Raw genomic sequence first — 18,375 nt, forward strand, 5'->3', positions numbered from 1 at the left:
ACCTGCCCCAACGCCTACCCGTGGGTCTTCGGTGAAGCAGGTGCATGCAGACGCCGTATCACAGCTTTGGGCTCACGATCCGCCCCTCTATTGCACTTGCCGCAACGACGAGAGGGCTGGCCAGGTAAACCTTGCCAGGTCCGCTGCGCCCAGGGAAGTTGCGATTGATCGCGGAGACCGTGACCTGGTCAGGGCTGTTGGAGACGCCAGGGCCCGCCTTGATGCACGCTCCGCAGGATGGATCGACCAGCTCGGCGCCTGCTTGCCGGAAGATCTCGAGGTATCCCTTCGCCTCCGCGTAGCGACGGATGTCCTGCGATCCGAACTGAATGTAGAGATGCACTCCCTCTGCGACCCGACGTCCTTGCTCCACCGCGCGACGCAGCACAGAGGCATACATGTCCATGTCGGCCTTCTTCCCTCCCGTACAGGAGCCGCCATAGGCGATGTCGATCTTGACGTCACCGCCGACCACCTCACGTAGCTGCCCGAGCGGGACACCGTTCCGCGGATCGCCCGGGGTTGCCACCATCGGCTCGATCTCGTCGAGGTTGACATCGAAGGTCGCCATGTACGTGGCGCCCGGGTCGGCGCGGACGATCCTCGCCCGGACATCCTCGGCCTGGAGACCGCGCTGCTCGACGAGGTAGCTGATGATCACCTCGTCGGCCTCGATGATGCCCGTGAACCCTCCGGCCTCGACGGCCATGTTGGTCAAGGTGGCGCGCTCGTCGAGCCCCATCGCGCGCACGCCATCACCAGCGAACTCGAGCACTTTCCCGATGCCCTCGCCGCTCTTCCAGAAGGGCTGCGACAGGAGATGGAGCATCACGTCCTTGGCGGTCACGCCGGGCCGCAAACGCCCGATGAGGTTGAAGCGCGCCGACTCGGGGACGGCCACCCGCACGTCGCGGGTCAGCCAGGCGTTCGCCATGTCCGTCGAGCCGACGCCGAAGGCGAAGCATCCGAGCGCGCCCGCCATGCAGGTGTGCGAGTCGGTTCCGGCCACCACGTGACCCGGCAAGGCAAGCTCCTCGATCACCTTGTTGTGGCAGATGGCCTCGGACCCGACGGTGCGCCCCTCGCGCTCGACCTCTCCGTAAAGCCGGATGCCCTGCCGCTCGGTGAAGGCCTGCTGCACGGTGGCGAGGGAGGCGGCCTGCTCCCGGAGGCCGAGCTTGATGTGGGCCTCGGGCATGATGCGATCGAGGAAGGTCAGATGATCGCGGAATGCGAAGACCGACTCGGGCTCGCTCACCCTCGCCTCGGGGCCGAGGCTCGCTCGGAAGAGGGACTCCGCCATCGGCGTCACGTACTCGTGCGAGAAGCGGATGTCGGTCCGGACGAAGAGGGCGTCCCCCGGCTTGACGGCCGTCACCCCGAGCTGCCCTGTCTTCGCGTCGACGATCGCGTGCGCGGCGATGATCTTCTCGCACAACGTCATGGGTCGAGCGGGCGTGTCGATCGTCGGAGGGGAGACCTCACCCGCGAGGCGCGCTTTGTTGTAGGTGAAGAGGCCGCCGTAAGAGACGACATCGGCGCTGATCGGATCGAGGCCGCGGGTGAACTCCTCGATGGGGATCTCTTCGCCCTTGGCGATCCGATCCAGGATGGAGAAGTCGGTGGTGGTGAGCAGCCCGATGTTCTGGCAGTTCTGTCCGTAGATTTTCTCTATGCTGCGGGCGACCACGAGCTGGATGCCCGCCTCGAGCTCGGAGTAAGGCGCCGTCTCGCGCGAGCTACCGCATCCCTTCGAGCGGCCGCTGACGATGACGCCGAAGCCCCCCGACTTGATCGCGTCGCGCTCGATGACGTTGCCGCGCAACCCGACGAGGCAATACCGGGCCAGGGTCTCGTCGTAGTAGTAACAAACCCAGCCAGGGGTGATCTCGTCGGTGGAAATGTTGTTGATCAGTGGCTCTTGCCCAGGGTCGACCGGGAGATCCTCACCTGCGAGCTGGCGCTTCAAGCGCTCTTGGTCCTCGGTCAGGTAGAGGGTTCTCCCCTTGATTTGGACGGAAGTGCGGCGCGGGATGGGCATCACAGACCTCTCCCTCTCCCGTAGCCGCTCCAGCCCGGAGATCCAACCTCGAGATCCACGCCAGGGCGACGGCGCGCCGCGTCGGCCAGGTCGGTCGACCCGGCGCGTGCGCTTGACGGAGCGGCGACAAGGTGGTCTGGTCTGCGCCGAATCGCGCTCGAAGCTGCCCACTCCGCCACGAAGCTCGTCCAGAGCGGTCGGCGATGCGCGCGGTTTCCATGTCCCGCGCCTGCGAGGGCGGCTCGTTCGACCCGGATGACCCGACTCAGAACCCGCACCCCTGTGGCCATCCTCGGCGCCGGGCTGACCGGCCTGTCAGCCGCCCATCACCTGAGGGAGGCCGGTATTCCCTTCCGCATCTTCGAGCGGCTGTCCCACGCCGGAGGGCATGCGATCACCCTCGAAGAGGAAGGCTACCGGTTCGACCGGACAGGGCATTTGCTCCACTTGCGTGACCCGGGACTCCGACGCCTGGCCCTCGGGTGGATGGGTCCGGAGCATCTGGAAATCGAGCGCCAGTCCCGGATCTGGTCCCACGGCGTCTACACCCGCTACCCCTTTCAGGCGAACACCTGGGGCTTGCCGCCCGAGGTGGCGTACGAGTGCCTGCTGGGCTTCATCCGCGCCCAGCAGGAGGCCCACGCCACACCGCCTCCTCGCAACTTCGAGGAGTTCTGTCGGCTGCACTTCGGCGAGGGGATCAGCCGCCATTTCATGCTCCCTTACAACACGAGGCTCTGGGGGGTCCCCCCCACCGAGATCACCGCCGACTGGTGCTCACGGTTCGTTCCTCTGCCCAAGCTCGAGGACGTCGTGGCCGGGGCGGTCGGCTTGCAGGGTCGAGAACTCGGCTACAACGCGCGCTTCATCTATCCGAAGCGAGGGATCGGACAGCTCGTCGAGGGCATGGTCGCCGCGCTGCCCCCGGACGGGCTTCATGCTGGCATCGAGCTGGGGCGCGAGCCGCTCGCCGTGGATCATCACGCCAAGGAGCTCGTGTTCGAGGACGAGGTGGTGCGTTACGACGTGCTGCTCTCCTCGGCGCCCTTGCCCGTCCTCGTGGGCTTGCTCCGGGATGCGCCGGCGGCCGTCGCCGAAGCGGCGGGGCGCCTGCGATGCACCCACCTCTACTACCTCGATCTCGCGCTCGATGCGCCGTGCGGGCAGCCCTTGCACTGGGTCTATGTCCCCGAGGCGAAATACCCATTTTACCGGGTCGGCTGTTACTCGAACTTCTCTCCAGAGATGGCGCCCGAGGGGAAGGCCAACCTGTACGTCGAGCTGGCCGATCGTTCCCCGCCCGCTCTCGACGGCTTGCTCCCCGAGGTGGCGGCGGGTCTCGAGGAGATGGGGCTGATCGCGGGCCCAGAGGCCATCCGCTTCGCGCGCACGAGGCGCATCGACCACGCCTACGTGGTGTTCGACCATGCCTACTATCCCTCGCTGGAGCAGGTGCGGCCCTTCCTGGAAGCGCACCAGATCCTCTCTGCGGGTCGGTATGGAGCCTGGAACTACTCGTCGATGGAGGACGCGCTGCGGTTCGGCCGCGAAGCCGCCCAGGAAGCCGCGGTCCGTCTCGGAGGCGGACGATGACCGCACCCGACATCTCCATCGTCATCCCCGTCTACAACGAGGAAGCGATCCTGCACGCCGCAGTCGTGGATCTGCGGGAGCGGCTTTCGCCGCTCGACTGGCGGTACGAGATCGTGCTCGCCGAGAACGGGTCTCGCGACGCCACGGCGCGGATCGCCTCTGACCTGGCCGCGAAGTACCCCGAGGTGCGAACCTTCTCGACGGGCTCCCCGAACTATGGCGCAGCGCTCCGCCAGGGCATCGAACAGGCACGGGGCGCCATCGTGATCTGCGAAGAGATCGATCTGTGCGACACCGAGTTCCATCAGCGAGCGGTCCAGCTGCTCGCGGAGGGGGAGCTGGAGATGGTCATCGGCTCCAAGCTGATCGACGGAGCCCAGGACGAGCGCCCCTGGGCCCGACATGCAGCCAGCCAGCTCTACAACGGACTCCTCCGCGTGACGCTCGGCTTTCGGGGCACGGACACCCACGGGTTGAAGGCTTTCCTTCGACGGCCCCTGTCGCCCGTGGTCGACGCTTGCGTCGTGGATCGGGACGTGTTCGCCAGCGAGCTGGTCATCCGCGCGTACCGGGCGGATCTACGGATACGCGAGATCCCCGTGCGGGTGCTGGAGAAGCGGCGCCCCTCGATCAATCTCACCCGCCGGGTGCCGCACGTGCTCCGGAACCTGGCGCGGCTGACCTGGGCCATCCGTGTGCGAGGCTGACGTGTCCTTGGCGTGCTATACGGGCCGATTGTGAGCAAGCAGCAAGAGAGCCCCGACTGGACGCCTGCTCCCGCCGACTGGGGTGGGACGGCTCCGCCTGGAGCCCCGGGTGACGACGCGAGCGGGGATCAGACGTCACACGTGCAGTCCCCCGCCGTGCGGCTGCGCCGCGACGACACCGACGTGGACGTCGTGGTGATCGGCGGCGGCGTCAACGGGGTGGGGGTCGCACGGGACGCCTCGCAGCGTGGCCTCCGGGTGGCGCTGTTCGAGCGCAACGACCTCGCCTTCGGCGCGAGCGGCAACTCCAGTGGGATGATCCACGGCGGGCCTCGCTACCTGACCCACGATCCGCACGTCACGGAGACGTCCTGCCGCGACTCGGGCCACATCCAGGCGATCGCGCCCCACTTGCTCTTCCGCATCCCGTTCCTCGTCCCCGTCGAGCGGAGCGCGAAGGCCCGGGTGATGTTCACCCTGATGGACGCCTTCTTCGAGGCCTACGATCGTTACCAGCCCTTCAAGCGGGGCAAGCCCCACGCACGGCTCAGCGCCGACGAGCTGCGCCAGCTCGAGCCCGGGCTCGCCGGGGATCTCCTCGGGGGCTTCAGCTTCGACGAGTGGGGGATCGATGGGGCCCGCCTCTGCGTCGCGAACGCGGTCGACGCCATGGAGCGCGGCGCGAAGGTGTTCGTCGGCTGCACCGTGGAGCAGATCGAGCGGCGCGAAGATACCGGGGCCGTGCAGGCCGTGCGCTACCGAGACCGTCGCGGCGGCGGGGTGGGGAGGCTCAGGACGAGCGTGGTGATCAACGCGACGGGCGCGTGGTCGTCGCTCACCGCCGCCACGAGCGGGCTCCCTCCCACGGCCTCGCTCGTGCGCCCGGGCAAAGGCATCCACATCGTCTACGACCGGCGCCTCACCAGCTACGCCATCATGGGGCGCACGATCGATGGTCGGCAGATCTTCATCTGCCCCTGGGAGAACGTGAGCGTCATCGGCACCACCGACGATGACTTTTACGGGGATCTCGACGGCGTGCGGGCGACCAGCGAGGAAGTGCGTTACCTGGTCCAGGGCATCGCCCGTGTGTTTCCAGAGGTGCGCCGCGCACGCGCCATCGGCACGTATGCCGGCGTGAGGCCGACGATCCACGCCTACGGCCCGAGCGAGGACCAGCTCTCGCGTGAGCACGAGATCATCGACCACGCGGTCCACGGCGCGCCGGGCCTCTTCTCGATGATCGGAGGGAAGCTCGCCAGCTATCGCCTCTTCGCCGAGGAGATGACCGACATCCTGTCGAAGCACTTCGGCCTCGGAGCGCCCTGCGCGACCCACCTCACACCGCTTCCAGGAGGCGACGCCACCGTCGATCCCTTCAAGCTCGCAGAGCGGCTGGAGATCGACGCCGTCGCCGCCCGTCGCCTGGTCTACCGCCACGGAGCGCGCGCGCTCCGCATCGAGGAGCGGGTGAAGGCCAGGCCCCGAGAGGCGGTCTCGGTCTGCCCCTGCGAGCCGGTGACCGAGGCCGAGGTGCGCTACACCGTTCGGCACGAGCTGGCGCGCACCGTGGGCGACGTCTCCCGTCGCACGCGGCTCGGGCTGGGCGCGTGCGGGGGAATGCGCTGTGCGGCGCGCTGCGGTCAGATCGTCGCCAGTGAGCTGGGGCTGTCGCCGCGCGAGGGGCTCCGACAGGCGGTCGAGTTTCTGGAGAGACAGGCGCTGACCCGTGTCGTGGCGCTCGGACCCGAGCAAGCCCGGCAGGAGGCGCTCACCATCGCGAGCGTCCGTTCCGAGCTGGGTCTCGTGCGCGACGAGGATCTCGAGGCGGCGCCCGCATGGCGGAGCATCGCTCGACTCGCAGAGCAGGAGCCCGGCGCGCACGCCGTGAACCCAGGAGAAATACTGTGCCCCGATCCGTGATCGTGATCGGCTCCGGCGCTGCCGGAACAGCGGCCGCCTGGCGCGCGCAGCGCCTCGGATGCGAGGTGACCATGGTGTCGTCCGGCGCCGGCGCGAGCGCACTGACGAGCGGCGCCATCGACGACGTCCCCTGGGAACAGCAAGCCCGCGCGGCTCGCCTCCTGGGCGTGGAGACGCTGGCGGCCATGCCCGCGCTCCCGGCGCCGCTCGTGGACTGGCTGGAGGCGCTCGGAGCCTGGCGCGTCCCCGCCTCCCATGGATGCCTCCTCGCCACACTGGCCGGTCGCCTCCGACCTGCGCGAGGACATGATTCCGCGTTGCTCGATCTCGCTGCCACCGGCGGTGGGCGGGTCCTCATCCCGCGCGCCTCGAGAGCCGACTGGGACGCCGATGCGCTCTCGGATGCCCTCAACGACGATCCTCGGGCGAAAAAGATGAAGCTCCACTTCGAGGCCATCGACGTCCCCGTCCTGCGCTTCGAGGACGAGCGACGCATCGCGGATGCGGATCTCGCAGTGCGGCACGACCACCAGGATCGACGCGCGTGGCTCGCGGCGGGTCTGCGCCACGCGCTCACGCAACACGGCGCTGTCGCGGCCTTTCTTCTGGGCCCCTGGCTCGGCACGCGCCCCGGCCATGCCCAAGAGATCACCCGCGAGGTGGGCGTCCCGGTGGGTGAGGCGCTGAGCGGGGCGAACTCTCCCGCCGGCCTGCGCTTCGAGATCAGCCGAGACACGCAGCTCACCTCCGTCGGGGTCGAGCGAGTTCGGCGTCGCGTCCGTGAAGTCACCGCCGGGAGCTCCCGCTCATCCGGGCACACGGCCGGCTTCGATGTTCGTCTAGAGGGCCTCGACGCCCCCCTCCACGCCGACGCGGTCGTGCTCGCCACAGGGGGCGTGCTCGGAGGGGGCGTGCTCTACACCCCCCCCGAGCACGGCGCGGGACCCGACATGCCACCAGGAGGGCGGCTCCCGTTCGCGCTGTCCTTCGCTGCCCCCGTGCAGCTCGGTGATGGCCACGGCCCACTCGAGGTCGTGAGTTCGCTCTTTGGTCCTGCGCTCGATGCCATCGGCTGGCCGAGCAAGGACCGCCAGGGCTTGCTGGAGGCCGTAGGAGTCCTTTGCCAGGGAGTCCACGCAGCACCGCGCTTGCTCGTCGCTGGCGACGCCATCGCCGCCCGGCCCCGCACCCTCCTCGAAGCCGCCGCCACAGGGCTGCGCGCAGGCACGGAAGCCGCTTCCGGCTAGCGGCCCTTCCGAGCTTCTTTGAGGAGCGTCTCGTACCCCAGGGACAGGACGAAGTCCTTGCCCTTTCTCGGGTCGGCCGGCACGTCACGGCTGATCTCTGATCCCTCACCGCCACCGACGAGGACGGGTCTGGGCTTGCCTCCGCTCGCGCCCTCGGGTGCCAGGTGCCCTTCGAGGTCGCTCTCCCGCATCACCTCGGCCAGCTTGTCACCCTTCGCCGCCTGCACCACCACGTCGGGTTGCACCCCTTGCGCCTGGATGGAGCGACCGCTCGGCGTGTAGTAGCGCATCGTCGTCAGCCGCATCCCTGCCCCCCCGGGGAGTTCGTAGATCGTCTGCACCGAGCCTTTCCCGAAGGTCGTGGTTCCGATCACCGTCGCTCGCTTGTTGTCCTGAAGCGCGCCGGCCACCAGCTCCGACGAACTCGCCGAGTACTCGTTCACCAGCACCACGATGGGCAACGACGAGAACGCCCCGCCCGGCGTCGCCCGCGCTTCGTCGACGACGACGTTCCTGTGCCGCGTCGAGTAGATCGTACCCGACCCGAGAAATTCGTCGGCCACCCCTTCCGCCTCGTCGACGAGCCCCCCGGGGTTGTTGCGCATGTCCAGGATGACGCCGGCGAGTGGGCTCTTCGAGGCCGCGCGCAGCTTCCCAGCGGCCTGCAGCAGCTCTTCGTGGGTCCCTTCCTGGAACTGCTTGAGGCGGATGTACGCCACGTCGTGCTCCATGCGCTTGGCGACGACGCTGGTGACGCGGATCTCCTCGCGCTTCAGCTCGAAGTTGAGCGGCTCGGTGACGCCAGGCCGCCGGATGAGGACCCTGACCTTCGAGCCAGCAGGGCCTCGCATCAAGGTGATCAACTTGTCGAGGCGCTCTCCGCGCGTTGGCTTTCCGTCGATGGCGACGATCTGATCTCCCGACCGGATCCCTGCCCTCTCCGCTGGCGATCCCTCGATCGGCGCGATCACCGTCGGCGTCTCGTTACGATAATCGACCTCGACCCCGACACCGCCGAACCTCCCGCCGGTCTCCTCCTGAAACTGCGAGAACTCTTCGGCCGTCATGAAGGCCGAGTGTGGATCGAGCTCGGCGACCATCCCCTTGACCGCGCCTTCGATGAGCTTGTTGCGCTGCGCTGGCTCGACGTACTGATTCTCCACGAGCGCCAGCGCCCGGGCGAGTTGCTCGATGGGCGCGTAGGGACTCTGCGTCTGGGAGGTCGCCCCCGCCAGGTGGGAAGAGACCGCGCCGCCGGCAAAGGCAACGGCCGTGAGCCCGATCCTGCGCAGCCACGTTCCAGCAAGGTGTCCCATCGGGCCTGGACGATAGCAGGCGACAGCCGGAAGCCCCTCGACCTCGACATCGCGCCCTCGACCAGGCGCTTCCGCACCGACGAGGCGGGCCGTCCCCGTGGATCCCTGCTTCCTGAAGGGCGCCTCCCAAGATCGGGGCGCATCGTTTGTCCCAAAGGGAGTGTTCGGCTATCTTCGCGCGCCGGAGCTTGAAAGTTACCGCCTCATCGCCTGGCCCTGCCTGCGGAAGCCTCGCGGCATTGCGGGTTCCATCCGTGCGGCCGACGAGCCGACGCGCGAGGCGCGTGATGCGCGTGACGCCAGTGCCATCGTCTCCTGGTCGGAGCGCTCCAGCACGTCGAGGCGCCTAGAATGGCCCAACCCACAGATCGCGAACTCGTCGACAAGGCCCTGGGCGGTGACGCAGAGGCCTTCGGGCTTCTCGTCCGCCGCCATCAAAAACGGATCTTCCGCCTCGCGTTTCACCTGGTGCGATCCGCTGCGGAGGCCGAGGACGTGACACAGGAGACGTTCGTCCGCGCCTACCAGGCCCTCGGCCGCTTCGACGGGCGGAGCGAGCCTTTCACGTGGCTCTATCGCATCGCCGTGAACCTCTCGCTCAACACGATCCGCGCGCGCAAGCCGACACGGGACGCCACGTCCTCGGACGATCCCCGCGTCGAGAGCCTCTTGCGCGAGACGCGGCTCACGTTCGGTGGTGATCCCGCGACGGCCTCTCAACAGAAGCAGCTCGCCACGGCGCTCTGCGATGGCATCGATGCCCTCTCGGACACGCTCCGGACGACGCTCATCCTCGTCTGCATCGACGGCGTTCCTCACGAGGAAGCGTCGAAGATCCTGGGCTGCCCCGAGGGGACGGTGGCCTGGCGCGTTCACGAAGCGCGACGCAAGCTCCGTGAGTACCTCGCGGGGCGGGGTTTTGGAGGCGAAGCCGTATGAACCTCACCGGCAAGCTCGATCTCGATGGCCTGCTCCATGAATGGCCGGCGCCCCCGCAGGGCGACGATGATGCGGAATGGGAGAAGCGGGCAGCCCGCATCACCCAGGCTGCGCTGACACGTTCACCCATGGGTGCGGAAGCCCTCGAGGTCGCGCTGGCCGACCCCTCCCTCGAACCCGAGCCGGAGGAACCCAGAGAGCAGTCGGCACGCTCGAATGTAAGGCAGGCAGGAGAAACCAAGATGTCTCAAGGTTCAGACGATCGGGACGAGGGGCGGCCGTCCATCACGGAGGGGCGCAGCAGCATGACGTCGAGCGCCCCGAGCAAGAAGCGTGTCTCCCTGAAGGAGATCGCAGAACGCGCGAGCCAGTCGGGTCTCGCGGGACCGCCTGGCCGGAACAGCGAGGCCCCCGTCTCGCTGACCGGCAGCAGAGGTCCGACGTCCATCGCGACGCCGCTGTCGTCGGGCGGCTCCGCGTCGATCCCCCCTTCGCTCTCGGGCCTCCCCTCGCGCTCAGGCTCGCTGCCGCCTCCTGGGCGGTCCCCCGGTGAGGCCAGCGGTGAAGACTCGGGTCTCATCAACCTGAAGGCCGTCACCGACCCGCCGCCTGCAGAGAAGCCCGCCAAGGCGCAGCCGCCCGCTGCGGACCTCGACTTCGACGACGGCACGCCGCAGGACACGGCAGACGCTGCCAAGAAATCGCAGCGCCCCGCCGCCGCCCCCGCCGCAGAACAGAAGAAGAAGAAGAGCGGAGGGGTGGTCATCGGCGCCGTCATCGCCGCCGTGGGCCTCGCGGCCTCGTTTGCCATCATCAAGGGACAGAGCGAACCCCCGCCTCAGCCTCAGGCCGTCATGCAGCCCGAGGAACAGGCACCTCAGGAGCCCGCGAAGCAGGCTGCAGCGCAGGAACAGCCCACTCCTGTCGCCACGCCAGAGAAGCCGTCCGCCATGGACCCGTCGCAGCTGCCCGAGGCGACGGCCCCAGAGCCCGACAAGCACGCACACGCCAACCCGACGGGGACTGCCGCTCCAGCCGCCGCCGCCACCGCGGACACGCCTGCTGCCGCCCCCGGAGGGGCCGCGCTCGCCCAGGCCCCCACGGCCGCCACCGCAGCGAAGCCAGCCGCCACCGGCAAGCCGGGAGACCTGAGCAGCGCCATGCAAGCTGCGGTCGGGTCCGATGGCTCGCAGAGCGCCCCCACGGAGGCGATGGCCCCGGCGGCAGGGACGCCCCTCAACCAGACCGTGCCCGAGCAGCCGCCCCAGGGGTCCATCCAGGCCGCCATCCGCTCCATCATGCCCGCCGCGAAGGCGTGCGTCGCGGGCGCGGATGACGTGTCGCGGGCCAACGTCTCGTTCTCTTCGGCGGGCACGGTCTCCAACGTGAGCGTGACCGGCTGGGCAGCCTCCAACGGCCAGTCGGGTTGCGTGAAGTCCGCCATCCAGGGCGCCAAGGTCGGCCCCTTCTCCAAGCCGAGTTTTTCGGTCGGAGTGACGATCCGGCCCTGATCCAACGATCAATCCCATTGACATGGGATCCACCAAAGCTATGCTGCGCGCCCCCATGGTTTCCGCGACGCAGCAAACCAGCCGTATCCGTCAGCGCAAGGCCCGCAGGGAAGGCACCGCCCGCAAGCGCTTCGAGCGCGCGCATGGAACTCCCAAGTTCCCGGTGCATCTCCCCGGGTATGATCCGAGCGCGCCGGATGCCCCCAAGGCAGCCCAAGCGGCAGCCCAGACCGACGCGAAGAAGTAGGAGCTTTTCATGGCCACCCATGCATCCGCCGAGAAGCGCAACCGCCAGCGCATCAAGAGGACGGCGCGTAATCGTGCCGCCAAGAGCGAGCTGCGCACGACCCTGAAGAAGGCGCGCAATTCCGTCAAAACCTCGGCGCAGGACGCATCCACGGCGACCGTCACCGCGCAGAGCCAGCTCGACCGGGCTGCCTCCCGAGGGGTCATCCCCAAGGAGCGCGCTTCGCGCTTGAAAGCACGGCTCGCGAAGAGCCTGCACAAGGCCACGGCCAAGCTCGCAGCAGCGAGCTGAATCGCCGCCGGCGAGCAGCACCATCAGCCCGCTCACCCTCCTGGGTGATGCGGGTGGTTTGCTTTGTCTCGATCATCAGCCGTTCGTGGAAACGGACGGCGTCGATGCTTCGAATCCATCGACACGGCCCGACAGAGCGAGGAGCGCTGCCCCCTCCAGGATGCCCAGCCGCATCGATGCGCGCCACAGAGGAGCGTCGATGCGAGCTGGAGCAGGCGTGCCCCTCGCCCCTGATCCTGCTCACCTGACCGCCTCTCCCGGAAGAGAGGCAGCCCTGAACGTCACAGCTCAGTGGGCCTCGGCCCAGCTCGCCCCGTGCCCGATGTCGACGACCAGCGGCACATCGAGCGCGTAGACGGACTCCATCGCCTCTCGCACCTTCACCGAGGCCTCCTCGACGACACCGCTCGGTACCTCGAACGCCAGCTCGTCGTGCACGGTGAGCACCATCCGAGCGCCGGGCACCACGGGGCGCGCGAGCTTCACCATCGCCAGCTTGAGCAAGTCGGCGGCCGTCCCTTGAATCGGCGTGTTCTGCGCGATGCGCTCGGCATAGGCGCGACGCATGCGGTCGCTGCTCCTCAGGTCCGGCAACAGGCGACGACGTCCGAGCAAGGTGTGCACGGACTCGCTGCGCCTCGCCTCCGCCATGGTGCGCTCCATGAACTCGTGCACGCCACGGTAACGCTGGAAGTACGCATCGATGAAGCGCGCCGCCTCGGCCCGAGGGATTCCCAGCCGCTTGGCCAGGGCTGACTCGCCCATGCCGTAGATGACCCCGAAGTTGATCGTCTTGCTCTGTCGCCGCATCTCCTCCGTGACGGAGGCGGCGTCGACATCGAAGATCTCCATCGCGGTCCGGGTATGAATGTCCTGCCCCGTGCGGAACGCCTCGACCAGCACCGGGTCTCGAGAGAGATGCGCCAGCACCCGGAGTTCGATCTGGGAATAGTCAGCGCTCAGGAAGACGCTTCCTGGAGGCGCGACGAACGCACGGCGGATGCTGCGGCCCAGCGCGGTCCGGATGGGGATGTTCTGCAGGTTCGGATCCTGAGACGAGATCCTGCCCGTCGCGGCGACCGCCTGACTCCACCGGGTGTGAATGCGCCCCGTTTCCGGGTGGACCAGCTTGGGGAGCGCATCGACATAGGTCCCCTTGAGCTTGGCGATCAGGCGGTGCTCCAGCACCACGCCGGGGAGAGGGTGCTCCTCGGCCAGCGCTTCGAGCACGTCGGCGTCGGTGGAGCGCCCCGTCTTCGTCTTGCGCTGCGACTTCAGTTTCAGCTCGTCGAACAGGACGGTCTCGAGCTGCTTCGGGGAGGCGAGGTTCAGCTCGTGTCCCACGATCTCTCGCGCCCTGGTCTCGATGACGGCCAGCTCCTTCGCCATCTGCTCGCCGAGGCCCGTCAGGGCGCCTGGATCGACGAGGACCCCTGCAACCTCCATCTGCGCGAGGACGCCAGCGAGCGGGAGTTCGAGATCGTCCAGCAGCTTCTCCAGCCGCTCCGACCGGAGCCGCGGTCGCAGCTTGTCGCTCACCGCCAGCGCCGCCGCGGGGAACGCGGCCGCATACTTCGCGGCGTCGCTGACCTCGACCTCGTCGAGCCCCCGCGTCGGTTGTCCCTTGCGCTTCGGTGCCACCGCCTCGAAGGGCGGCACCTTGATCCCCGTGTCTCGCTCGGACAGCACGGGCAGCGCGTTGTTGCCTTCCGGGTCGAGCAGGTAGCTCGCCAGCAGCGTGTCGAACGTGACACCCGCGAACGAGAAGCCTTGCCGCTGGAGGGCCACCTCGCAGAACTTCACATCGTGACCCACCTTCGGAAGAGCGGGGTCGGCGAGCGCCGGCCCGAGCACCTCCTTCAGGTCGTTCAGGCTCACCTGCGCCGGCACGCCCAGGTAGCGGTGCCCGAGCGGCACGTACACGCCCTGCCCTGGCTGACAGGCGAGCGCCACCCCCACGAGGCTCGCCGTCATCGGATCCCGACTCGAAGCGTGGACCTCCAGCGCAAGGCGACCCGCCTCGCGCGCCTCGGCCACGAACGCGGCGAGCTCCTCGCGTGACAGGATCACCCGTGACGTCGCCTCCCTCGCCTCGGGCGTCGGGGCACGCACCGCCTTCAGGAACCGCGTGAACCCCAGCGCGGTGAATAGCTCGCGGAGCCGGTCCACATCGGCGCCACCGCCGTACTGCAGCTTCTCCAGATCGAGATCGACCGACGCCGAACCGTCCAGGGTCACGAGCTTCTGCGAGAGCAGCGCGTCCGCCTGGTTCGTCTTCAACGCCTCTCGCGTCCGAGGCTTCTTCACCTCGTCGATCCTCGCGTAGATCGCCTCCAGCGTCCCGAACTGGCCCAGCAGCTCGGCCGCCGTCTTCAAGCCGATGCTGGGGACCCCAGGCACGTTGTCCGAGCTGTCCCCGACCAGCGCCAGCAGGTCACGCACCTGCTCCGGCGGAACCCCGAACTTCTCCTTCACCTCGGCGGCGCCATAGACCTTGTCGCGCATCGCGTCCCACAGAACGACCCGCTCGTCGTCCACGAGCTGCATCAGATCCTTGTCGCTCGAGGCGATCACCACGCGCAGGCCCTTCTCCTTCGCACGGGCCACGGCCACCGCGAGCAGATCGTCGGCTTCGAGCCCTTGCTCGATGAAGATCGGGATCCGGTAGGCCTCGACGATCTCCTTGCAGCGCGCCATCTGCACGGTCAGGTCGGGCGGAGGCGGCGGCCGATGGGCCTTGTAGCGCGCGTCGAGCTCGCCCCGGAACGTCTTGCCCCCCGCGTCCATGGCGACCCCCAGGTACGCCGGCTTCCTCTCCTCCACCAGCTTCGACAGCATCGCCACCGTCCCGTAGGTGGCGTGCGTCGGCTCCCCGCTCGGGCTGGAGAGCGGACTGATGGCGTGATAGGCGCGGAAGACATACCCGGAGAGATCGATCAGGTAGAGGACGTCGGGCGCGCCGGCGGGCGGCAGCGCGGTGGGCCGCGTGGACATGCCTGAAGGCTTAACCCAGCTACGGCGCCGCCGCACGAACGGCGCTCGCCCTCGTCAGCGGACGACCACCTCGCGCAGCACCGTGAGATCCACGGGCCGCCCCTCCCGGTCGACGGAGAGCGAGACCCGCGTCCCGGAAGCCCCCCGCAAGCGCTGGACGCAGTCGGAGAGGGTCATCCCCGTCGCATCGACACCATCGATGCGGACGAGGCGGTCACCCGCCAGCAACCCTGCGCGCTCGGCGGGCCCTCCCTCGATCACCCCCATGACCTTCACCCCCTCGGGCCCAGGCAGCAGCGTGGCGCCGATGCCCGTGAACTCCTCGTTCGCTCCGCCCTCCACACGGCGCCTGAGCCCCACGTCCACCTCCGTGGAGCCCCCCCCGCGCGCGTCGAGACCAGGGACGATCTTCGCCATGTAGTCCGCGTGCTGCACCCGTACAGAGAAAGGCCCCTGTCGCGGAACCCCGGTGATCTCGAAGCGCCCCGCGTCGTCCGTCTTCACCGCGGGGATGGCGCTGGGCCCCGAGGACGTCACCGCATCGAGCTGCACCTGCGCTTCGCCGATCGGCGCCTGCGTCTCCGCATCCGTCACTCTCCCTCGAAGCGTGGCGCCTTGCGCCAGCGTGATTCGCACATGGGCCGTCGTCCTCCCCCGCTCCACCTCGATCCCCTCGCTCCGCGCCGGCGGACGCCCCTCCGCGCTCGCCGCGAGCACGTAGCGACCCGGTGGCAGCCGATCCATGCGGAACAACCCCTCGGGATCCGACACCCTCCGCGACCGATTCCCGTAACGCGCCTCCGGATCCAGACTGGGAACGAACGCCTCCACGGCGAGCTGATACGACGTCACGGGGCGCCCTTGCTCGTCCAGCACGGCGCCCTCGATCACCCCCCCCGCCATCAGCCGCAGCGTGTTCTCCCGCCCCGCGTGGAGCTGCGTCTTCTCCGACGGCTGGTGCAGCGCGTGCACCGCCATCGCCAGGCACCCCTCGGCCTCTGGCGGAAGCTCGAAGCGCCCTTCTCCGTCGGTCGCGGCCGACGCCCTGGGCTCCTCGCACGACACCACCGCCGCCGTCATCGGGTTCCCTTCCGGATCCAGCACCGTCCCGCGCACGGGGACGGTCCGCTCGGCCTCCACGGGCGCCTCGACCTCGTCATGCTGCGCGGCCAGCACCGGCTCGGGTGGCGCCGGAGGCGACGCGACCTCCACCGAGGTGCGCGTCATCGGCGGTGCACTGCGAGAAGGCGCCGCGGGCTTGGGCAAGATCAGCCAGACGATGAGGGGCAACGTCAGGAGCGCGAGCGACAGCAGCGCGGCCGTACCCCACGTCCCCTGTCGATCGCGCTCCATGATTGCCGGTCAGCGAGGCGCCGCACCGGAGGGCTCGGCCTGCTCCCGAGATGCAGGCTCTTCCTCCGACGCCTTGCTCGGCGCTCCGTCGGCCGTATCGATGGGCCGGTCCGGGGTTTCCTCTCCCTCTGGCCCGATCTCGGCGTCATCGGGGACACGAGGCCACGGCGTCTCGCTGGCCGACCCACCACAGCCAAGCCCGGAGAGCGCCAACAACCCAACGAGCAGGATCCCGGACCGCATGGCGCGGCATCCTAGCTCGTTTCGATCCTCTTCGCCTTTTCGAGGAGACACGGGCGGCCATGCGACGCCGCCCCTCACGACCGCGAACGACCTGGAAGAGGCCGGCGCCTCAGCGCTCGTCGACCAGGTTCGTCCGCGCAATCCACAGGCAGGCCGCCGCGTTCAGCCCGCACCAGAGCACCAGCGCCAGCCGACCGAGCGGCCCACCGGCTTCACCGAGCACGACGATCGACGTCAGGTACGCCGCGGTCCCCACCGCGAGCCCTGCCACCAGCGGCCGCAGTGGCTTCACCCCGAAGAGCAGCGCCGTCAGCCCGAAAGGAATCAGCGCGTTCGCCAGCGGGAGCCACCGGTGCACCGAGAGCCCGATCAGCAGATCGAGATCGGCCAGCGGACGCGCCAGGAGGTCCACCGGCAAGCTCACCCGCGGCAGCACCCACGGCGCGAAGAAGAACAACCCGGGCCCAGCGGCCAGCGCCGGCAGCAGGAAGCTCAGCCTCCACGGATTGGTCGAACCTCGCCCCTTGCGCGCCACAGTCCGCGCCAGGAACGCCGTCAGCGCCAGGAGCGCCACGATGCGCACCGCGGCGTGCACCTGCGTGACCCGCGCCACTGCTTCCCCGGCCTGCAGGATCCCGGCTCCGTAGAGCTTCTTGGCCCCCTCCGACTCGTCGACCACCCGCGCCGTCGAGCGCAGCACCTCCTCCACCGCCTGCGGCTCCGACACACCGAGGCTCATCACCAGCGCCGCAGCACCTGCGACGTGCGGCGCAGCCATCGAGGTCCCGCTGAAGGCCTGGAACCGCTCGCACTTGTCACGCCCGCGGTTGCACACCGTCTGCTGCGTCACGTTCACGCCAGGGGCCGCGATGTCGACCTCTTCACCGCGTGACGAGAAGCGCGCGATCTTGTCGTCCTGCCCCGACGCGCTGACCCCGATGACCCCCTTGCTCGCCCCGGGGTAATTGACCGCGCCCCCGCTGTTGCCCGCCGCCGCGATCACCACCGCACCACGCGACAGCGCGTGGTCCACCGCGCTCTGCAGGATCTTCGAGTTACGCGGCCCACCCAGGCTCAGGTTGATCACGTGCGCCCCGTGATCGGCGGCCCACCGGATGCCGTCCGCCACGCTCGCCGTCGTGGCCCAACCGTTCTCGTTCAGCACCTTCACCGGCATCAGCCGCGCGTGGAACGCCATCCCGGCCGCACCCAGACCGTTGTGCGTCGACTGCGCGATCGTCCCCGCCACGTGCGTCCCGTGCCCGTGGTCATCGCTCGCGTGCTCGGAGTTGGCGATGAAGTTCCACCCCGGCACACAGCTCGTGGAGGCCAGATCCGTCCCCTTGTTGAACGGACCGTGCGTCTCGCACGCGATGCCGGTGTCGACCACCGCCACCGTCACCCCTCGACCCGTCGCGAAATCCCAGGCCCTCGTCGCCCCCACCCGCTCCAGGTGCCACTGCTCCTTCAACAGCGGATCGTTCGGCGCAAAGAACGCCCGCACCCGCGCCAGCGGCTCCACCGCCTCCACCCGCGGATCCTTCGCCAGCAGCTCCATCACCTGCTGCTCGCTCCCCGGCGGCACCGAGGCAACGTGGATCCGCGTCTGGTCCGCGAGCACCGTCGGCACGAAGGTCAGCCCTGCGCTCGACGCCAGCGACAGCAGCTCGCTCCCGTCGAGATCGTCACGCGCGTCCACCACGATCTGCCCGGGGACGTCGTAGCTCCGCGCATCCAGATCGGCCGACTCCAGCCCCAGCACCGCGTCTGCGGCCAGCGCCACCGGCTCGGCAAAGTTCGCGAGGGTCCGCGCGGCGGGCACCCGGACCCCCACCGGGTCCACGAACCGTCCCGGGGTCGCCGGATCTTCCGCGTGGGCTGCACCAGGCAGCGCGAGCGCGGCGGTGGCCAGCGCCGCAGCGGCCATGAGGGTGGAGGAACGAGGCGTGTTCATACGGTGACTCCTGCCC

14 protein-coding genes are annotated in these 18,375 nt (G+C 69.0%); 8 read left to right on the forward strand and 6 right to left on the reverse strand.

Annotated elements, in window-relative coordinates:
* Positions 1-58: 58 nt before the first annotated feature.
* Positions 59-1,969: an aconitase family protein gene (locus tag CMC5_RS01730; RefSeq protein WP_245678228.1), complete on the reverse strand. Its 1,911-nt coding sequence runs from the start codon at positions 1,967-1,969 to the stop codon at positions 59-61.
* A 327-nt stretch (positions 1,970-2,296) separates the two neighbouring features.
* Here CMC5_RS01730 and CMC5_RS01735 point away from each other — a divergent pair, with 327 nt between their 5' ends.
* From CMC5_RS01735 to CMC5_RS01750, 4 genes are read left to right on the forward strand one after another with little or no spacing between them, the layout of a single operon-like run.
* Positions 2,297-3,634 (forward strand): protoporphyrinogen/coproporphyrinogen oxidase, encoded by a 1,338-nt coding sequence (locus tag CMC5_RS01735; protein WP_063796194.1) that lies wholly within the window; start codon positions 2,297-2,299, stop codon positions 3,632-3,634.
* Positions 3,631-4,341, forward strand: coding sequence for a glycosyltransferase family 2 protein (locus tag CMC5_RS01740; RefSeq protein ID WP_050428785.1), 711 nt, complete (start codon positions 3,631-3,633; stop codon positions 4,339-4,341). The genes CMC5_RS01735 and CMC5_RS01740 overlap by 4 nt, the downstream gene beginning before the upstream one ends.
* A gap of 30 nt (positions 4,342-4,371) precedes the next feature.
* Positions 4,372-6,264 (forward strand): glycerol-3-phosphate dehydrogenase/oxidase, encoded by a 1,893-nt coding sequence (locus tag CMC5_RS01745; protein ID WP_245678230.1) that lies wholly within the window; start codon positions 4,372-4,374, stop codon positions 6,262-6,264.
* Complete coding sequence (locus CMC5_RS01750) at positions 6,249-7,511, forward strand: FAD-dependent oxidoreductase (protein ID WP_082362156.1); 1,263 nt, start codon at positions 6,249-6,251, stop codon at positions 7,509-7,511. Before CMC5_RS01745 ends, CMC5_RS01750 begins: the two co-directional genes overlap by 16 nt.
* On the opposite strand, the gene CMC5_RS01755 is transcribed toward CMC5_RS01750, so the two are convergent.
* A complete protein-coding gene (locus CMC5_RS01755; RefSeq protein WP_245678231.1) occupies positions 7,508-8,827 on the reverse strand; it encodes a S41 family peptidase in 1,320 nt (439 codons plus the stop codon). The genes CMC5_RS01750 and CMC5_RS01755 overlap by 4 nt on opposite strands.
* 351 nt (positions 8,828-9,178) lie before the next feature.
* Here CMC5_RS01755 and CMC5_RS01760 point away from each other — a divergent pair, with 351 nt between their 5' ends.
* From CMC5_RS01760 to rpsT, 4 genes are read left to right on the forward strand one after another with little or no spacing between them, the layout of a single operon-like run.
* The gene (locus tag CMC5_RS01760) at positions 9,179-9,766 is read left to right on the forward strand and encodes an RNA polymerase sigma factor (RefSeq protein ID WP_050428786.1); all 588 of its coding nucleotides are present in this window, start codon (positions 9,179-9,181) and stop codon (positions 9,764-9,766) included.
* On the forward strand, positions 9,763-11,277 hold the full coding sequence (locus tag CMC5_RS01765) for a hypothetical protein (RefSeq protein ID WP_050428787.1): 1,515 nt from the start codon (positions 9,763-9,765) through the stop codon (positions 11,275-11,277). The genes CMC5_RS01760 and CMC5_RS01765 overlap by 4 nt, the downstream gene beginning before the upstream one ends.
* A gap of 55 nt (positions 11,278-11,332) precedes the next feature.
* On the forward strand, positions 11,333-11,524 hold the full coding sequence (locus CMC5_RS01770) for a hypothetical protein (protein ID WP_050435649.1): 192 nt from the start codon (positions 11,333-11,335) through the stop codon (positions 11,522-11,524).
* Between the two features lie 9 nt (positions 11,525-11,533).
* Positions 11,534-11,815 (forward strand): 30S ribosomal protein S20, encoded by a 282-nt coding sequence (gene rpsT, locus CMC5_RS01775; protein ID WP_050428788.1) that lies wholly within the window; start codon positions 11,534-11,536, stop codon positions 11,813-11,815.
* 288 nt (positions 11,816-12,103) lie between these two features.
* Here the strand turns inward: rpsT and polA are convergent, their stop codons facing one another.
* The 4 genes from polA to CMC5_RS01795 all read right to left on the reverse strand — a co-directional run bounded on the left by polA (position 12,104) and on the right by CMC5_RS01795 (position 18,359).
* Entirely contained in the window at positions 12,104-14,809 is a 2,706-nt protein-coding gene (polA, locus tag CMC5_RS01780) for a DNA polymerase I (protein ID WP_050428789.1), read from the reverse strand.
* A gap of 54 nt (positions 14,810-14,863) precedes the next feature.
* Entirely contained in the window at positions 14,864-16,162 is a 1,299-nt protein-coding gene (locus CMC5_RS01785; RefSeq protein WP_050428790.1) for a carboxypeptidase regulatory-like domain-containing protein, read from the reverse strand.
* A gap of 9 nt (positions 16,163-16,171) precedes the next feature.
* Positions 16,172-16,405 (reverse strand): hypothetical protein, encoded by a 234-nt coding sequence (locus tag CMC5_RS01790; RefSeq protein WP_050428792.1) that lies wholly within the window; start codon positions 16,403-16,405, stop codon positions 16,172-16,174.
* 109 nt (positions 16,406-16,514) lie between these two features.
* The gene (locus CMC5_RS01795; protein ID WP_050428793.1) at positions 16,515-18,359 is read right to left on the reverse strand and encodes a S8 family peptidase; all 1,845 of its coding nucleotides are present in this window, start codon (positions 18,357-18,359) and stop codon (positions 16,515-16,517) included.
* Positions 18,360-18,375 lie beyond the last annotated feature (16 nt).

It is taken from the genome of Chondromyces crocatus, assembly GCF_001189295.1.
In the GTDB taxonomy this organism is placed as follows: domain Bacteria; phylum Myxococcota_A; class Polyangia; order Polyangiales; family Polyangiaceae; genus Chondromyces; species Chondromyces crocatus.